This is a genomic window from Streptomyces sp. NBC_00029 (assembly GCF_045160505.1).
In the GTDB taxonomy this organism is placed as follows: domain Bacteria; phylum Actinomycetota; class Actinomycetes; order Streptomycetales; family Streptomycetaceae; genus Streptomyces.
In genome coordinates, this window is sequence record NZ_CP108292.1 from 6,354,947 (window position 1) to 6,371,236 (window position 16,290).

General features: G+C 71.8%; 12 protein-coding genes. 10 read left to right on the plus strand and 2 right to left on the minus strand.

Translation table 11 applies throughout. The features are described 5' to 3' along the window. Window positions 1-43: 43 nt before the first annotated feature. The 7 genes from OG753_RS29850 to OG753_RS29880 all read left to right on the plus strand — a co-directional run bounded on the left by OG753_RS29850 (window position 44) and on the right by OG753_RS29880 (window position 8,264). Window positions 44-1,294 (plus strand): spermidine/putrescine ABC transporter substrate-binding protein, encoded by a 1,251-nt coding sequence (locus OG753_RS29850; RefSeq protein WP_405790819.1) that lies wholly within the window; start codon window positions 44-46, stop codon window positions 1,292-1,294. A gap of 124 nt (window positions 1,295-1,418) precedes the next feature. Further along, window positions 1,419-2,567, plus strand: coding sequence for an ABC transporter ATP-binding protein (locus OG753_RS29855; protein ID WP_327264700.1), 1,149 nt, complete (start codon window positions 1,419-1,421; stop codon window positions 2,565-2,567). Beyond that, on the plus strand, window positions 2,564-3,493 hold the full coding sequence (locus tag OG753_RS29860) for an ABC transporter permease (protein WP_405790820.1): 930 nt from the start codon (window positions 2,564-2,566) through the stop codon (window positions 3,491-3,493). The genes OG753_RS29855 and OG753_RS29860 overlap by 4 nt, the downstream gene beginning before the upstream one ends. Next, window positions 3,493-4,299, plus strand: coding sequence for an ABC transporter permease (locus OG753_RS29865; protein WP_030718627.1), 807 nt, complete (start codon window positions 3,493-3,495; stop codon window positions 4,297-4,299). The genes OG753_RS29860 and OG753_RS29865 overlap by 1 nt, the downstream gene beginning before the upstream one ends. A gap of 42 nt (window positions 4,300-4,341) precedes the next feature. Then, complete coding sequence (locus OG753_RS29870; RefSeq protein WP_327264703.1) at window positions 4,342-5,760, plus strand: FAD-dependent oxidoreductase; 1,419 nt, start codon at window positions 4,342-4,344, stop codon at window positions 5,758-5,760. Window positions 5,761-5,922: 162 nt separating this feature from the next. After that, a complete protein-coding gene (locus OG753_RS29875) occupies window positions 5,923-6,387 on the plus strand; it encodes a hypothetical protein (RefSeq protein WP_405790823.1) in 465 nt (154 codons plus the stop codon). 113 nt (window positions 6,388-6,500) lie between these two features. Then, window positions 6,501-8,264: a chitinase gene (locus tag OG753_RS29880; protein ID WP_405792857.1), complete on the plus strand. Its 1,764-nt coding sequence runs from the start codon at window positions 6,501-6,503 to the stop codon at window positions 8,262-8,264. Here the strand turns inward: OG753_RS29880 and OG753_RS29885 are convergent. Beyond that, entirely contained in the window at window positions 8,230-9,036 is an 807-nt protein-coding gene (locus OG753_RS29885; protein ID WP_405790825.1) for a phosphatase PAP2 family protein, read from the minus strand. The two genes, OG753_RS29880 and OG753_RS29885, sit on opposite strands and share 35 nt — an antisense overlap. A gap of 142 nt (window positions 9,037-9,178) precedes the next feature. Continuing rightward, a complete protein-coding gene (gene gabT / locus OG753_RS29890; RefSeq protein WP_327264706.1) occupies window positions 9,179-10,525 on the minus strand; it encodes a 4-aminobutyrate--2-oxoglutarate transaminase in 1,347 nt (448 codons plus the stop codon). A 252-nt stretch (window positions 10,526-10,777) separates the two neighbouring features. On the opposite strand from gabT, the gene OG753_RS29895 reads away from it, so the two are divergent. The 3 genes from OG753_RS29895 to OG753_RS29905 all read left to right on the plus strand — a co-directional run bounded on the left by OG753_RS29895 (window position 10,778) and on the right by OG753_RS29905 (window position 16,245). Next, complete coding sequence (locus tag OG753_RS29895; protein WP_405790827.1) at window positions 10,778-12,883, plus strand: ATP-binding protein; 2,106 nt, start codon at window positions 10,778-10,780, stop codon at window positions 12,881-12,883. 170 nt (window positions 12,884-13,053) lie between these two features. After that, window positions 13,054-14,634 (plus strand): PucR family transcriptional regulator, encoded by a 1,581-nt coding sequence (locus tag OG753_RS29900; RefSeq protein ID WP_327264708.1) that lies wholly within the window; start codon window positions 13,054-13,056, stop codon window positions 14,632-14,634. A 165-nt stretch (window positions 14,635-14,799) separates the two neighbouring features. Beyond that, complete coding sequence (locus OG753_RS29905; protein WP_327264709.1) at window positions 14,800-16,245, plus strand: aldehyde dehydrogenase family protein; 1,446 nt, start codon at window positions 14,800-14,802, stop codon at window positions 16,243-16,245. Window positions 16,246-16,290 lie beyond the last annotated feature (45 nt).

A 16,290-nucleotide genomic window follows, 5' to 3' on the forward strand; every position in this document is an offset into this window, starting at 1 on the left:
CCACCGCCTGACCAGCGGTATACCTCCCGAAAGGGCACAGCGCATGGAGCAGTTCGAGCCCGACCGCCTCTCGGCGGCGCAACTCGCCGCGATGCGGCGCAGCTTCACCGGCGGGCGCGGCGCCCTCACCCGCCGCTCACTGCTGCGCGCCTCCGGAGTCGGAGCGCTCACCCTCGCAGGGCTGTCCACCCTCGCCGGGTGCGGGATCCCGCCCGCCAAACGCGCGGGCGACGCGGCAGCGGCCTCCGACGACCACTCGGACCGGGAGAAGGAGATCAACTTCTCCAACTGGACCGAGTACATGGACACCAGCGAGGACGAGAAGTCCCGTCCCACACTGGAGGAGTTCACCAAGCGGACCGGCATCAAGGTCAAGTACACCGAGGACATCAACGACAACGTCGAGTTCTTCGGCAAGATCCGCCCCCAGCTCGCGGCCGGCCAGGACACCGGCCGCGACCTGATCGTGGTCACCGACTGGCTCGCCGCCCGCATGATCCGCCTGGGCTGGGCCCAGAAGCTGGACCCCACGCACCTGCCGCACGCCTTCGCCAACCTGTCGCCGCAGTTCCGCAGCCCCGACTGGGACCCGGGCCGCGCGTACAGCTACCCGTGGACCGGCATCTCCACCGTCATCGCCTACAACGAGAAGGCGACCGACGGCAAGAAGGTCGACTCCGTCACCCAGCTGCTCGACGACCCCACCCTCAAGGGCCGCGTCGGTTTCCTGACGGAGATGCGCGACAGCGTCGGCATGACCCTGCTCGACCAGGGCAAGGACCCCGCCTCCTTCACGAACGCCGACTTCGACGAGGCCGTCGGCCGGCTCCAGAAGGGCGTGGACAAGAAGCAGATCCGCCGCTTCACCGGCAACGACTACACCTCCGACCTCGACAAGGGCGACCTTGCCGCCTGTCTCGCCTGGGCCGGCGACATCATCCAGCTCCAGGCCGGGAACCCGGACATCAAGTTCGCCATCCCCGCCGCCGGATACATCACCTCCAGCGACAACCTGCTGGTCCCCGCCAACGCCCGGCACAAGGCCAACGCGGAGAAGCTCATCGACTACTACTACGAGCTTCCGGCCGCCGCGCAACTGGCCGCGTACATCAGCTACGTCTGCCCCGTCGAGGGCGTCAAGGACGAGCTCGCGAAGATCGATCCCGAACTCGCGGAGAACACCCTGATCGTTCCGGACAAGGCGATGACCGCCAAGTCCCACGCCTTCCGCTCCCTCAGCAGCGAGGAAGAGACGGCGTACGAGGAGAAGTTCGCCAAGCTCATCGGCGCCTGACGCACGCCTTGCGGCGTGCCCGCCGGAGCGGAGCGCCGACCGCCGCAGGACCCCGGCGGGGGCGCTGCCCCGCCGGACCCGCCGAGCCTTCGACCCCTTGCCCCACCCAACCCCGGGACCATCCATGACTGACAAGACCGCGGGCGGCGACGTCCGCCTCTCCGGGATCAGCAAGCACTACGGCACCTTCACCGCCGTGCACCCGCTGGATCTCACCATCCCCCAGGGCTCCTTCTTCGCCCTGCTCGGCGCATCCGGCTGCGGGAAGACCACCACCCTGCGCATGATCGCCGGCCTGGAGGAGCCGTCCACCGGAACGGTTCACCTCGGCGACCGGGAAGTCACCGACCTGCAGCCGTACAAGCGCCCGGTCAACACGGTCTTCCAGAGCTACGCGCTCTTCCCGCACCTGAGCATTTTCGAGAACGTCGCCTTCGGGCTGCGCCGCCGCGGCGTCAAGTCGGTCAAGAAGCAGGTCGACGACATGCTGGAGCTGGTCCAGCTCGGCCAGTTCGCCCAGCGCAAGCCGCACCAGCTCTCCGGCGGCCAGCAGCAGCGCGTCGCCGTCGCCCGCGCCCTGATCAACCACCCGCAGGTACTGCTCCTCGACGAGCCGCTCGGTGCCCTCGACCTCAAGCTCCGCCGCCAGATGCAGCTGGAGCTCAAGCGGATCCAGACCGAGGTCGGCATCACCTTCGTGCACGTCACGCACGACCAGGAGGAGGCCATGACCATGGCCGACACGGTCGCCGTGATGAACGGCGGCCGCGTCGAGCAGCTGGGCGCCCCCGCCGAGCTGTACGAGAACCCGGGCACCACCTTCGTCGCCAACTTCCTCGGCACCTCGAACCTCATCGAGGCGTCCGTGGAGTCCGCCGGCTCCGAGGTGGTCGTCTCGGCCTCCGGTGCGAAGCTCCGGCTGCCCGCCGCCCGATGTTCGACCACACCCCGCGCCGGCGGGAAGCTGCTGGTCGGTGTGCGCCCGGAGAAGGTGTCCCTGGTCCCGGCCGAGGAGGAGAACGCCATCGCGACGGGCCGGAACAGGATCACCGGCCGCATAGCCGCCTCCTCCTTCATCGGCGTCTCCACGCAGTTCGTCATCGACAGCCCCGTCTGCCCCGAGCTGGAGGTCTACGTCCAGAACATCGAGCGCGACAGCCGCCTGGTCCCGGGCGCCGAGGTCGTTCTGCACTGGAACCCGGAGCACACCTTCGGGCTCGACGCGGCCCAGGACATAGACGCGGGCATCGAGACGGTCGAGGAGAGCGCGTGACCGCCACCGCCGCGCCGCCCCAGGCGCCCGCCCCCACCGAACCCCCGGTGCACAAGGCGTCCCTGCGCAAGCGGCTGATCCCGTACTGGCTGCTGCTCCCCGGCATCCTGTGGCTGCTGGTCTTCTTCGTGCTGCCGATGGTCTACCAGGCCTCCACCTCGGTGCAGACCGGCTCCCTCGAAGAGGGCTTCAAGGTCACCTGGCACTTCGGGACCTACTGGGACGCCTTCACCGAGTACTACCCGCAGTTCCTGCGCTCCCTGCTCTACGCGGGCACCGCGACCGCGCTGTGCCTGCTGCTCGGGTACCCGCTGGCCTACCTGATCGCCTTCAAGGCGGGCCGCTGGCGCAACCTGCTCCTCGTACTGGTCATCGCCCCGTTCTTCACCAGCTTCCTGATCCGCACCCTGGCCTGGAAGACGATCCTGGCCGACGGCGGCCCGGTGGTCGACGTCCTCAACAACGTCGGCTTCCTCGACGTCACCAGCTGGCTCGGCATGACCGAGGGGGACCGGGTCCTGGCCACGCCGCTCGCGGTGGTCTGCGGCCTGACGTACAACTTCCTCCCCTTCATGATCCTGCCGCTGTACTCCTCGCTGGAGCGCATCGACACCCGCCTCCACGAGGCGGCCGGGGACCTCTACGCCCGCCCCGCCACGGTCTTCCGCAAGGTGACCTTCCCGCTCTCCATGCCGGGCGTGGTCTCCGGGACCCTGCTCACCTTCATCCCGGCGAGCGGCGACTACGTGAACGCCGAGCTGCTCGGGTCCACGGACACCCGGATGATCGGCAACGTCATCCAGTCGCAGTACCTGCGGATCCTCGACTACCCGACGGCGGCCGCGCTGTCCTTCATTCTCATGGCCATCGTGCTGATCATGGTGACCATCTACATCCGCCGAGCGGGGACGGAGGACCTGGTCTGATGCGCAATCCCCTCACCTGGCTGCGGCGCAACCTGGTCGTCATCGCGGGCCTCGGCACGCTCGCGTACATGATCCTGCCGAACGTCGTCGTCACCGTCTTCTCCTTCAACAACCCCACCGGGCGGTTCAACTACGCCTGGCAGGAGTTCTCCCTCGACGCGTGGAAGGACCCCTGTGGCGTCGCCGACATGTGCGGCTCGCTGTCCCTCTCGCTCCAGATCGCGCTCTGGTCCACCCTCGTCGCGACCGCGCTGGGCACCGCGATCGCCTTCGCGCTGGTGCGCTACCGGTTCCGGGCCCGCGGGGCGGTCAACTCGCTGATCTTCCTGCCCATGGCCATGCCCGAGATCGTGATGGCGGCCTCGCTGCTCGCGCTCTTCCTCAACATGGGCATCCAGCTGGGCTTCTGGACGATCCTGATCGCGCACATCATGTTCTGCCTCAGCTTCGTCGTCGCCGCCGTCAAGGCACGTGTCCTGTCGATGGACCCGCGGCTGGAGGAGGCCGCCCGCGACCTGTACGCCGGGCCGGTGCAGACCTTCGTACGGGTCACCCTGCCGATCGCGGCCCCCGGTATCGCAGCGGGCGCGCTGCTCTCCTTCGCGCTCTCCTTCGACGACTTCATCATCACCAACTTCAACTCGGGCAACACCGTCACCTTCCCCATGTTCGTGTGGGGCTCGGCCCAGCGCGGTACGCCCGTGCAGATCAACGTCATCGGTACGGCGATGTTCGTCATCGCGGTGCTGGTGGTCCTCGCCGGCCAGATGGTCGGCAACCGCCGCAAGAAGGCACAACCGAAGTAATTCGGGAAAGCACGTCATCAGTTCCGTAGGGAGTTGGAAGACATGGCCCCAGTCGCCATGCGTAGTGTTGCGAAATCCCTTTCCGAAGCGAAGCCGGTCTCGTACTGGCTGGACGACCCCGGCAAGCCGGCCCCCGAGCCGGCGCTCACCTCCGACGAGCGCTGCGACCTGCTGGTCGTCGGCGCCGGATACAGCGGACTGTGGACCGCGCTGCTCGCCAAGGAGCGCGACCCCGGGCGGGACGTCGTAGTGATCGAGAGCAAGGAGGCGGGCTGGGCCGCCTCCGGCCGGAACGGCGGATTCTGCGCAGCCTCCCTCACCCACGGCCTCAGCAACGGCCTGGCCCGCTGGCCCGGCGAGCTGGCGAAGCTGGAGGAGATGGGCGCCCGCAACCTCGACGCCATCGAGGAGGCCGTCGCCCGGTACGGCATCGACTGCGACTTCGAGCGGACCGGCGAGATCGACGTCGCCACGGAACCGCACCAGGTCGAGGAGCTGCGCGAACTGCACGAGGAGGCACTGCGGCTCGGCCTCGCCGACGGCTCCGAATGGCTGGACGGCGACGCGGTGCGCGCCGAGGTCGACTCCCCGACCTTCCTCGCGGGCCTGTGGGACCGCGACGGCGTCGCCATGCTCAACCCGGCGAAGCTGGCCTGGGGCCTCAAGCGGGCCTGCCTGGAGCTCGGGGTGCGGATCTACGAGAACACCCGCGGCCTGAAGATGGCCTCGGCGGGTGCCGGGATGACCGTGACGACCCCCTACGGCACGATCCTCGCGCGCCGGGTCGCCCTCGGCACCAACATCTTCCCCTCGCTGGTCCGGCGGGTCCGCCCGTTCACCGTCCCGGTCTACGACTACGCGCTGATGAGCGAGCCGCTCGACGAGGCCCAGCTGGCCGCGATCGGCTGGAAGAACCGGCAGGGCCTCGGCGACAGCGCCAACCAGTTCCACTACTTCCGGATCACCCGCGACCACCGGATCCTGTGGGGCGGCTACGACGCGATCTACCCCTACCGCGGGAAGCTCGACTCCGAGTACGACCACCGCCCCGAGACCTACCTCAAGCTCGCGGAGCACTTCTTCACCGCCTTCCCGCAGCTGGAGGGGCTGAAGTTCAGCCACGCCTGGGGCGGCGCGATCGACACCTGCTCCCGCTTCTCCGCCTTCTTCGGCACCGCGCACGCGGGGAAGGTGGCCTACGCGGCCGGTTACACCGGCCTCGGGGTGGGCGCCACCCGGTTCGGCGCGGACGTGATGCTGGACCTGCTGGACGGGCTCTCCACCGAGCGCACCCGGCTGGACATGGTGAAGTCCAAGCCGATGCCGTTCCCGCCGGAGCCCTTCGCCTGGACCGGGATCGCGCTCACCAAATGGTCGCTGGCCCGCGCGGACGCCCGCGGAGGTCACCGGAACCTGTGGCTGAAGGCGATGGACAAGCTCGGCCTCGGCTTCGACAGCTAGCGGCGGCCGGCCCGCCCGCCCGCCGTATGCCCCGGCGCCGGGAGCCCGTCACCGTGTGACCCGATTCACTACCATGGAGTAACGAAACCCGCGTCATAGCCGCGCCCGGCCCCGCTCTCTCCAGGTGAGAACCCTTCACCTACAGGGAACGGAGGCCGGGCGATGGCGATCCCGGGGGACAAGACGGCAGTGGAGTGGCTGGTGTCGGCGGCGCCGGATCCGGACGCCTGCCGGTGGCAGTGGGAGCGCAACCCCCTCGGGGTCGCCCTCCTGCCCGCCGGCCGGCGCTGGGACGTGCTGATCCTGCCCGGGGAGCTGGGGCGGCCCACCCTCGACGTGCTCCGCCTGCTCCTCGACCGGCCCGGCCCGGTGCTCGCCGATTTCGGCGACTCGCGGCTGGGCTTCTTCGTGCCCGCAGGCACGGCGTCCCGGTGGCTCGGCACGGGCGTACGGGGCGCCGGGCGCGGGGCATGGATCGTGGCCCCGTACCCCGGCCGGGCGACCGGCGGGGTGCGCTGGCTGGTGCTGCCGGACGGGGAGGGGACCCTCACCGACCCGGCCGTGCTGGAGCTCGCGATGCACGAGGCGGCCGCGCGTGCGCTGGCGAAGGAGGGACGGAGGTCTTGACAAGGGCATTGGTCTGGACCATCTTGGGCGCCGCTGACCCCCTCCATCCCCCCCATGCACCGGAGGCAGTTGTGCGCAGAGTCCTACCCTTCCTCACGGCCACTGCCCTCGCGGTGGCCGGATTCCTCGCCGCCGGCCCGCCGGCCGCGGCGGCCGACGCCGACCTGGTGCGCAACGGCGGCTTCGAGGCCGGCCTCGACGGCTGGAGCTGCCCCGGCGCCGGTGCGGCCGCCGTCACCACCCCCGTCCACAGCGGGAGTTCCGCCCTGAAGGCCACTCCGGCCGGACAGGACAACGCCCGCTGCTCCCAGACCGTCACCGTGAAGCCCGACTCGACGTACACGCTCGGCGCCTGGGTGCAGGGCGCGTACGTCTACCTCGGCGCGAGCGGCACCGGCACCACGGACGTGTCGACCTGGACGCAGACCCCGGGCGCGTGGAAACAGCTCACGACGAGCTTCCGTACCGGCCCCTCGACGACCTCCGTCACGGTCTACACGCACGGCTGGTACGGCCAGCCCGCCCACTTCACCGACGACCTCACCCTGGTCGGCCCCGACCCCGGCGGCCCCGGCCAGCCCCAGCCCCCGGCCGCCCCCACCGGCCTGACGGCGTCCGCCACCTCGTCGAGCTCGGTCGCGCTGTCCTGGTCGGCGGTGCCCGGAGCCACCTCGTACACCGTCCGCCGGGACGGCGCGGCGCCCCTGAGCGTCACCTCCGCCACGGCGGCCGTGACCGGCCTCGCCGCGTCCACCACGTACACCTTCCGGGTCAGCGCCGTGAACGCGGCGGGCGAGTCCCCGCAGAGCGCGCCCGTCTCCGCGACCACGCCCGGCGGCGGGGGAGGCGGTGGCGGCGGCCTTCCCGCGCACGCGTTGGTCGGCTACCTGCACGCGAGCTTCGCCAACGGCTCCGGATACGTCCGGATGGCCGACGTGCCCGCCTCCTGGGACGTCATCAACCTCGCCTTCGGCGAACCGACGTCGGTGACCTCGGGAGACATCCGCTTCCGGCTCTGCCCGGTCGCGGAATGCCCCGGCGTCGAATCCCCCGCGGAGTTCAAGGCGGCCATCAAGGCCAAGCAGGCGGCCGGCAAGAAGGTGCTGATCTCGATCGGCGGCCAGAACGGCCAGGTCCAGCTCGCGAGCACGGCCGCCCGCGACGCCTTCGTCTCCTCCGTCAGCAAGATCATCGACGAGTACGGCCTCAACGGCCTGGACATCGACTTCGAGGGCCACTCCCTGTCCCTGGCCACCGGTGACACCGACTTCCGGGCCCCCACCACCCCGGTCGTCGTCAACCTGATCTCCGCCGTGAAGACCCTGAAGGCCAGGTACGGCCCGGACTTCGTCCTGACCATGGCCCCCGAGACCTTCTTCGTGCAGCTCGGCCACCAGTTCTACGGTTCCGGCCCCTGGGGCGGCCAGGACCCGCGCGCCGGCGCGTACCTCCCGGTCATCCACGCCCTGCGCGACGACCTCACACTGCTGCACGTCCAGGACTACAACTCGGGCCCGATCATGGGCCTCGACAACCAGTACCACTCCATGGGGGGCGCGGACTTCCACATCGCCATGACCGACATGCTGCTCACCGGCTTCCCGGTCGCCGGAAACACCGCCCGGGTCTTCCCGGCCCTGCGCCCGGACCAGGTCGCCATCGGCCTGCCGGCCACGACCAACGCGGGCAACGGCCACACCTCGCCCGCGGAGGTGACCAAGGCCCTGAACTGCCTGACGAAGAAGACCGACTGCGGGACGTACCAGACCCACGGCACCTGGCCGGGCCTGCGCGGCCTGATGACCTGGTCGATCAACTGGGACCGCTTCGGCGGCTGGGAGTTCAGCCGGAACTTCGACGCCTACTTCGGCGGCTGAGCCGACCGGACCGGCCGACCCGGTCCGCCCACGCCACCCCGAGCAGCAGGGGAGTGCACAGCAGCAGGCTGGCCAGCACGTCGAGCGGCCAGTGCCAGCCCCGCAGGACCAGCCCGACGGCCGTCGCCCCCGTGAGGACCAGGGCGACGGCCGTCGGCCATGCCCGGCGGGTGTACGGGCGCACGAGCAGGGCCGCGCCGAGGTAGGCGACGGCCGCGGTGGCCGTGTGGCCCGAGGGGAAGTAGCCGGCGGCCCAGGGTTCCAGGGGGCCGGGCCGGGCGGTCCACTCCTTGAAGGGGATGACCAGGGCCGGCACCAGGGCCATCGCCAGGCCCGCGGCCCCGGCGGCGAGCACGCGCCCGCGCCGGGCGGCGTAGGCCACGGCCAGCGCGAGGACGGGGACGGCGACGGGGATGTTCCCGAGGTCCGAGAGGCGTTCGGTGACGGAGTCCGGGAGCGTGCGCACCAGGGCGCGGCTCAGCGCGTGGTCCGGGGTCAGCAGTGGGCCGGCGACCAGCACCTGCCAGGTGACCAGGGAGAAGAGGAGGCCGCAGACCGCGGCGATCAGGAGAGGAGTGGCCGGCCGTCCCGGAACAGGGGGGATGGTTCCGGGACGGCCGCCCGGATCGGGTTGCCGGGCGCCCCGGGGGGTTTGGGGCGAACGGCTGTCCGATCGGTGAGGAGTGTGCGCGAACGCATGCCCAGTACGGTGCTGGGGAAGCCCAGTACTGGTGTCGCCCCCGGTTTCCCGTGAGCGGGGTGTCTCACTCATCTGCAGAAACCGTACGGCAGTGGAAGGGGGACCGACAGCAGGATCGCGCTCCCGCCATCGGCCCCCCACAGCTTCTTCACAGCGTCCGCCCGTTACCGCCGGTAGAGGCCGGTCGCGGCGTGCGCACGTTCTAGACCTTCGATCAGATGGCCGTGCCGATGGCCGCGAACGCGGCCTCGATGAGGTCCAGGCCCTCGTTCAGCAGGTCCTCGCCGATGACGATCGGCGGGAGGAAGCGGAGCACGTTGCCGTAGGTGCCGCAGGTGAGGACGAGCAGGCCCTCGGCGTGGCAGGCCTTGGCGAGCGCGCCGGCCGCCTCCGGGAACGGGGTCTTGGACACCGGGTCCTTGACCAGCTCGATCGCGATCATGGCGCCGCGGCCGCGGATGTCGCCGATGATGTCGTACTTCTCCTGCATGGCCGTCAGGCGGGCCTTCATGACGGACTCGATCTTCTTCGCCGCGGCGTTGAGGTCGAGCTCCTTCATGGTCTCGATGGAGCCGAGCGCACCGGCGCAGGCCACCGGGTTACCGCCGTAGGTGCCACCCAGGCCACCCGCGTGCGCGGCGTCCATGATCTCGGCGCGGCCGGTCACGGCGGCGAGCGGCAGGCCGCCCGCGATGCCCTTGGCGGTGGTGATCAGGTCGGGGACGATGCCCTCGTCCTCGCACGCGAACCACTGGCCGGTGCGGCAGAAGCCGGACTGGATCTCGTCGGCGACGAAGACGATGCCGTTGTCGTTGGCGAACTTCACGATCTCGGGCAGGAAGCCCTTGGCCGGCTCGATGAAGCCGCCCTCGCCGAGGACCGGCTCGATGATGATCGCGGCGACGTTCTCGGCGCCGATCTGCTTGGTGATCGCGTCGATCGCCTGGGCGGCGGCCTCGGGGCCGCAGTTCTCGGCACCGGTGGGCCAGCGGTAGCCGTAGGCGACCGGGACGCGGTAGACCTCGGGGGCGAACGGACCGAAGCCCTGCTTGTACGGCATGTTCTTCGCGGTCAGCGCCATGGTGAGGTTCGTACGGCCGTGGTAGCCGTGGTCGAAGACGACGACCGCCTGGCGCTTGGTGTACGAACGGGCGATCTTGACGGCGTTCTCGACGGCCTCGGCGCCGGAGTTGAACAGGGCCGACTTCTTGGCGTGGGTGCCCGGGGTCAGCTCGGCGAGCGCCTCGCAGACCTCTACGTAGCCCTCGTACGGGGTGACCATGAAACAGGTGTGGGTGAAGTCGGCGAGCTGCGCGGAGGCGCGGCGCACGACGGCCTCGGCGGAGGCGCCGACCGAGGTCACGGCGATGCCGGAGCCGAAGTCGATCAGGCGGTTGCCGTCGACGTCCTCGATGATGCCGCCACCCGCGCGGGCCGTGAAGACGGGCAGCACGGAGCCCACGCCACCGGCCACGGTCTGCAGGCGGCGGGCCTGCAGCTCCTGCGACTTGGGGCCGGGGATCGCGGTGACGATCTTGCGCTCCTGCGGAACAGCGGTCATAGAGGGCTCCTGGGGGGTGTTTTCGGACGCACTTGTCTCTTTGTTCGCAGGCTAGGCCCGGGAGAGGGGGTCCTGCATGCTCCGTTCGGTAGTGATCTCCGCGTGTCCTTGTCCGTGACGGCCATAGGAAGGACGCGGACGGGCCTCCCGCGGGCGGCACGGCGAATCGGAGCGCGGGTACGGGCCCACGGCCGACGCCGGGCAACTACATTGAGCGACGCAGCGCAGGCACGGGCAGGGGGCAGGGGTTTCATGGACACCGACGGCACGCACGAGACGCGCCCGCCCCGGGTGGGGCACGTCCCGAGACCGGCCTCCCCGCCGCCACCGGGCCTCCCCCCGAAGCCCTCGCACGCGCCCACGGCCGGCCCGACGCTGGGCGACTGGCTGCGCTTCCCGCGCGCCTCGGACGGACCGGGCGTATGGACGTACGGGCACGTGCCGCGGGCCGCCGAGGAGCCCGAGGAGACCCCCACCCGCCAGCTGATCAGCGGGGCCCTGATCTCCCTGCTCGCGGGACTGCTGCTCTGGTCCCTGCTGTGGAACGGCTACCTCGGCGGATTCTGGCTCTGGCCCCTCTATATGTTCACGCCGGACTCCTGGGCCGGGACGCTGCCTTCCGTGGTGGCCTCCTACGCCTGGTACGCCATCGTCGCCGCCGTCCTGGTGATCGGCTTCGGGCGTCTGGGCCGCTGGCCCGAACTGGGCCGGCGCCTGCTCCGCAGCCGCCCCCTGCGAGCGGTGCAGCCCGCGCGCCCCGCCGACTCCGCCCACCTGGGCGCGGGCGGCCCCGAGGACCCCGTGCGGTGGCCGCAGTTGTGGGCCGCCGGGCTGGGGGAGGTGGCCGAGCGGTTGGAGGCCGAGGCCGGGGGCGGGCGGATGAACGACGTCGACTACGCCCGGATCCGGCGTGCGTGGGACTCCGTGCGCGTCGACCCCTCGCGCATGCGGGCCTTCGCCGACGCCGTCCGCGACAAGGGCGCAGGGGCTTGCGTGCACCCGTCCGGGGCGCGGGACCTGCCCGTGCGGGCAGCCCGGCACGATCTGCTGGCCCGGCAGGTGCTGCTCGGCACCGTCGAGGACGGCGCGCGCAACCCGTACTCCCGCCGCGGAACCTCGCTCGCCCTCGACCCCGACGTGCTCGGTACCTCCCTGCTCGCCGTCGGCCCCTCCGGCACCGGCAAGACCCGGCGGCTGGTTCGGCCCGTCGTCGAGTCGCTCTCGCTCCAGGCGCTCGCCGGCCAGGCCGCCGTCGTCGCCGTCGGCGCGGCCGGCACCCAGCTCGGACCGGACGCCGCCTTCGACGTCGTGGTCCGGGTCGGTGACCCCGCCTCCGTCTACGACCTCGACCTCTACGGCGGCGCGACCGACCCCGACGAGGCGGCCACCCTGCTCGCCGAGGCCTTCGTCGGGGACCTTCCCGGCATCGACGTCCGCCGGGCCGCGACCACCCTCGCCCAGCTCCTCGGGCCGTTCCGGGCGGCGTACGACCGCTTCCCCGCCGTGCCCGAGCTGCGCGAGCTGCTCGACCAGGTCCCCACCGCCTTCGACGCGCTGCGCCGCGACCTCGCCGGGCAGCACGCGATGCTGCGCGAGCTCGACGCCCGGGCCCGTCAGCACGGGGCGCACGCGGACCCCGGACCGGCCCTCGCCGACCGGGTGGCCCTGCTGGACCGGCCGGCCTTCGCAGGGTTCTTCGACACCACCGGCCAGGGGCGGCCGTTCTCGCTGCGCGCCCTGGAGCACCCGATCCGGGTCCGCGTGGACCTGCCCGAGCGCGGGCACGCCGACGCCTCCCGGATGCTGGCCCGGCTGCTGCTCACGCAGTTCAACGCCGCGGCGGCCGCCCGTACCGACCGTTCCCTCTTCGCCTTCCTCGCCCTCGACGACGCCTCCCACACCCTGACCGCCGGAACCGTACGCGGCGTCCAGCGGCTGCGCTCGGCGCACGCGGGCGTCCTGCTCACGCTGCGCACCATGGACGACGTACCGGAGGCGCTGCGGACCCCGCTGCTCGGGGCGGTCGGCTGCCGGATGGCCTTCTCCGGCGTCACCACCTGGGACGGCAAGCGGTTCGCCGAGGCCTGGGGCACCGAGTGGGTGGAGACGCGGGACGTCACCCACCGCACCGTCTTCGCCGATCAGCCGCTGACCCGCCTGATGCACTCCTTCCGCAAGCTCGTCACCGGCAAGGCGGTCACCACGGACGCGGTGACGGTGCGGCAGGTGGAGCGGGAGCGGTGGTCGGCGTCGGACCTGGCGCACGCCGTGCCGCCGGGGCACGCGGTGCTGTCGCTGACCTCGGTACGCGGGGAACGTGCGGCTCCGCTGCTGGTCCGCCTGGCCGGAACGTCCTGACCCGTATCCCGACCAGTACGAGGTGGCAGAATCGAGGGAGTCGTTCGTACGGCACGGCGAAAACTCCCTCGGCGGTCCACCCCCGGCCGACCGCCGGCCCACCCGCTGCCCCGGCCCCTGTCCGCTCCCGCCGCTCCGTCGCCCCCTCCCGCTAAGGCCACTGGTAACCGATGCCGCTCACCCTCGCCTCACTCGTCCAGCACTCGGCGCTCAAGCTCAGCGTCCGGGCGGGGGAGGGACGCCTCGACACCCCGGTGCGCTGGGCCCACGTCAGCGAGCTCGCCGACCCCGTCCCCTACATGGAGGGCGGGGAACTGCTCCTGATCACCGCGATGAAGCTGGACGCGGGGGACCCGGAGGAGATGCGGGCCTACGTACGCCGCCTCGCCGCGGCCGGGGTCGTCGGCATCGGCTTCGCGATCGGCGTCAACTACGAGGAGATCCCCGAGGCGCTGGTCGAGGCCGCGCGGACCGAGGACATGCCGCTGCTGGAGGTACCGCGGCGGACCCCCTTCCTGGCGATCAGCAAGGCCGTCTCCGCCGCCCTCGCGGCGGACCAGTACCGGGCCGTCACCGCCGGATTCGAGGCCCAGCGGGAGCTGACGCGCGCCGCGCTCTCCGTCGACGGGCCCGCCGAGCTGCTCGCGAAGCTGGCGGCGCACGTGCACGGCTGGGCCGCGCTGTACGACACCTCGGGCGCGGTCGTCGCGGCCGCCCCCGACTGGGCGGCCCGCCGCGCCGCGCGGCTGACCCCCGACGTGGAGCGGCTGCGGGAGCGCCCGGCGCCCGCGAGCGCCGTCGTCGGCGGCTCCGAGGACCGCGTGGAACTCCAGTCCCTGGGCACGGGCCGACGGGCGCGCGGTGCGCTCGCCGTCGGCACCGCCGCCCCGCTGGGCACGGCCGAGCGGTACGCCGTCCACTCCGCGGTCGCGCTGCTCACCCTCACCACCGAGCGCTCCCGCTCGCTGCACGACGCCGAGTCCCGGCTGGGCGCGGCGGTGCTGCGGATGCTGCTGGCGGGCGAGGCGGACCACGCGCGGGCCGTCGCCGGAGACCTGTACGGGGCCCTGCTGGAGGCACCGTTCCGGCTGATCGTGGCCGAGCCGGCGCTGGCCGGGACCGCCCAGCCGGAGGGGCTGGCGCAGCTCTCCGACACGGTGGAGTCGGCGGCCGCCCGAACCGGGGAGACGCTGCTGGTCGTCCCGGAGGCGGGCCGGCTCGTCGTCCTGGCCTCCGACGGGGGCCAGGCCGTACAGGCCTGCGTGGACCACGCGGAGGCGCTGGAGGCACGGCGCGGCCGGGACGCGGCCGGGCCCGAGCCGGACGAGCTGGTGGTCGGGCTCTCCGCTCCCGCCGGGCCGGGCGGTGTGGCGGCGGCCCTCAAGCAGGCCGACCAGGCCCTGGCCGTGGCCCGGCGGCGCGGCCGGCCGATGGTGGAGCACGAGGACATGGCGGCGGGCTCGGTCCTGCCGTTGCTGGCCGACGACGCCGTACGGGCCTTCGCCGACGGCACCCTGCGCGCCCTGCGCGAGCACGACGCGACCGGCCGCGGCGACCTGGTGGCCTCGCTCCAGGCCTGGCTCTCGCGCCACGGGCAGTGGGACGCGGCCGCCGCCGACCTGGGCGTGCACCGGCACACGCTGCGCTACCGGATGAAGCGGGTCGAGGAGATCCTCGGCCGCTCCCTGGAGGACCCGGACGTCCGCATGGAGCTGTGGCTCGCCCTGAAGGCGACCTCGACCCCGTCCTAGAGGGTGCCGGCACTCCGGCACTCCCATCCGGCCGGCCGGACAGTGACAAAGCGGCGAAGCGCGACGACCCGCCGCTCCATCAGGGACAAACGCCGAATCGCCGACGGAGTTCTACGGTGGAGGGGTCAGGACCCACCGCACACTTCTCGAAGGGCCGGGATTCGCATGACTTCCACCCACGCCTTCTGGCTCGCCGGCCGCCAGGCCACCGGCGAGGACAGCTTCGACGTCCACTCCCCGTGGGACGGCCGACTGGTAGGCACCGTCAGCGTGCCCTCCGACGAGCAGGTCGAAGAGGCCGTGGCCGCGGCGTACGCCGTGACGGCGGAGTTCTCCGCGACCCCCGCCCACGTACGGGCCGCCGCCCTGGACCACGTGTCCAAGCGGCTCGCGGAGCGCACCGAGGAGATCGCCCAGCTGATCTCCGCCGAGAACGGCAAGCCCGTCAAGTGGGCCCGCGGCGAGGTCGGCCGTGCGGTGTCCGTGTTCCGCTTCGCCGCCGAAGAGGCCCGCCGCTTCAACGGCGGTGAGGCCCAGCGCCTCGACACCGACGCCGGCGGTGTCGGCCGTCTCGCGCTGACCCGCCGCTTCGTCAAGGGTCCGGTCCTCGGCATCGCGCCGTTCAACTTCCCGCTGAACCTGTGCGCCCACAAGGTGGCCCCGGCCATAGCCGTCGGCGCGCCGATCATCCTCAAGCCCGCCCCGGCCACGCCCCTCTCCGGGCTGATCCTGGGTGAGCTGCTCGCCGAGACCGACCTCCCGGCCGGCTCCTGGTCGGTCCTGCCGGTCGCCAACGACAAGATGCCCGCCCTGGTCAAGGACGAGCGTCTGCCCGTCATCTCCTTCACCGGTTCGGACACCGTCGGCTACGCCATCCAGCAGTCGGTGCCCCACAAGCACTGCACCCTGGAGCTCGGCGGCAACGCCGCGGCCGTCGTCCTGGACGACTGGTCCTCCGAGGCCGACCTCGACTGGGCCGCGACCCGTATCGCGACCTTCTCGAACTACCAGGCCGGCCAGTCCTGCATCTCCGTGCAGCGCGTGATCGCCGACGCCTCCGTCTACGACCGCCTCGTCGAGAAGGTCGTCGCGAAGGTCCAGGCGCAGGTCACCGGCGACCCGAACGACGACGCCACCGACGTCGGCCCCCTGGTCTCCCAGGCCGCCGCCGAGCGCGTCGAGTCCTGGGTCGACGAGGCCGTGGCCGGCGGAGCCAAGCTGCTCACCGGTGGCAAGCGCGCGGGTGCCTCGTACGAGCCGACCGTCCTCGCCCACGTCCCGGACGGCGTCAAGCTCGCCACCGAGGAGGTCTTCGGACCGGTCCTGACGCTGAAGAAGGTCGAGAACACCGACGAGGCCTTCGCCGCCGTCAACGACTCGAAGTTCGGTCTGCAGACCGGGGTCTTCACGCGCAACGTCCAGACCGCGTTCCGCGCCCACCGGGAGCTCGAGGTCGGCGGTGTCATCATCGGCGACGCGCCGTCCTACCGCGCCGACCAGATGCCGTACGGCGGCGTCAAGCAGTCCGGTGTCGGCCGCGAGGGTGTCCGCTACGCGATGGACGACTACACGTACGAGCGAGTCCTGGTCCTGACCGGCCTCGACATCTGATCTCGTACGGCCCAAAAGCCGGCGGCCGGAGCCTACTGTGCGGGG

Coding starts and splice junctions, on each gene's coding strand:
- gabT (WP_327264706.1), bottom strand. CDS start 10,525: ATGACCGCTGTTCCGCAGGAGCGCAAGATCGTCACCGCGATCCCCGGC.
- OG753_RS29900 (WP_327264708.1), top strand. CDS start 13,054: ATGCCGCTCACCCTCGCCTCACTCGTCCAGCACTCGGCGCTCAAGCTC.
- OG753_RS29885 (WP_405790825.1), bottom strand. CDS start 9,036: ATGAGTGAGACACCCCGCTCACGGGAAACCGGGGGCGACACCAGTACT.
- OG753_RS29865 (WP_030718627.1), top strand. CDS start 3,493: ATGCGCAATCCCCTCACCTGGCTGCGGCGCAACCTGGTCGTCATCGCG.
- OG753_RS29875 (WP_405790823.1), top strand. CDS start 5,923: ATGGCGATCCCGGGGGACAAGACGGCAGTGGAGTGGCTGGTGTCGGCG.
- OG753_RS29905 (WP_327264709.1), top strand. CDS start 14,800: ATGACTTCCACCCACGCCTTCTGGCTCGCCGGCCGCCAGGCCACCGGC.
- OG753_RS29850 (WP_405790819.1), top strand. CDS start 44: ATGGAGCAGTTCGAGCCCGACCGCCTCTCGGCGGCGCAACTCGCCGCG.
- OG753_RS29895 (WP_405790827.1), top strand. CDS start 10,778: ATGGACACCGACGGCACGCACGAGACGCGCCCGCCCCGGGTGGGGCAC.
- OG753_RS29855 (WP_327264700.1), top strand. CDS start 1,419: ATGACTGACAAGACCGCGGGCGGCGACGTCCGCCTCTCCGGGATCAGC.
- OG753_RS29870 (WP_327264703.1), top strand. CDS start 4,342: ATGGCCCCAGTCGCCATGCGTAGTGTTGCGAAATCCCTTTCCGAAGCG.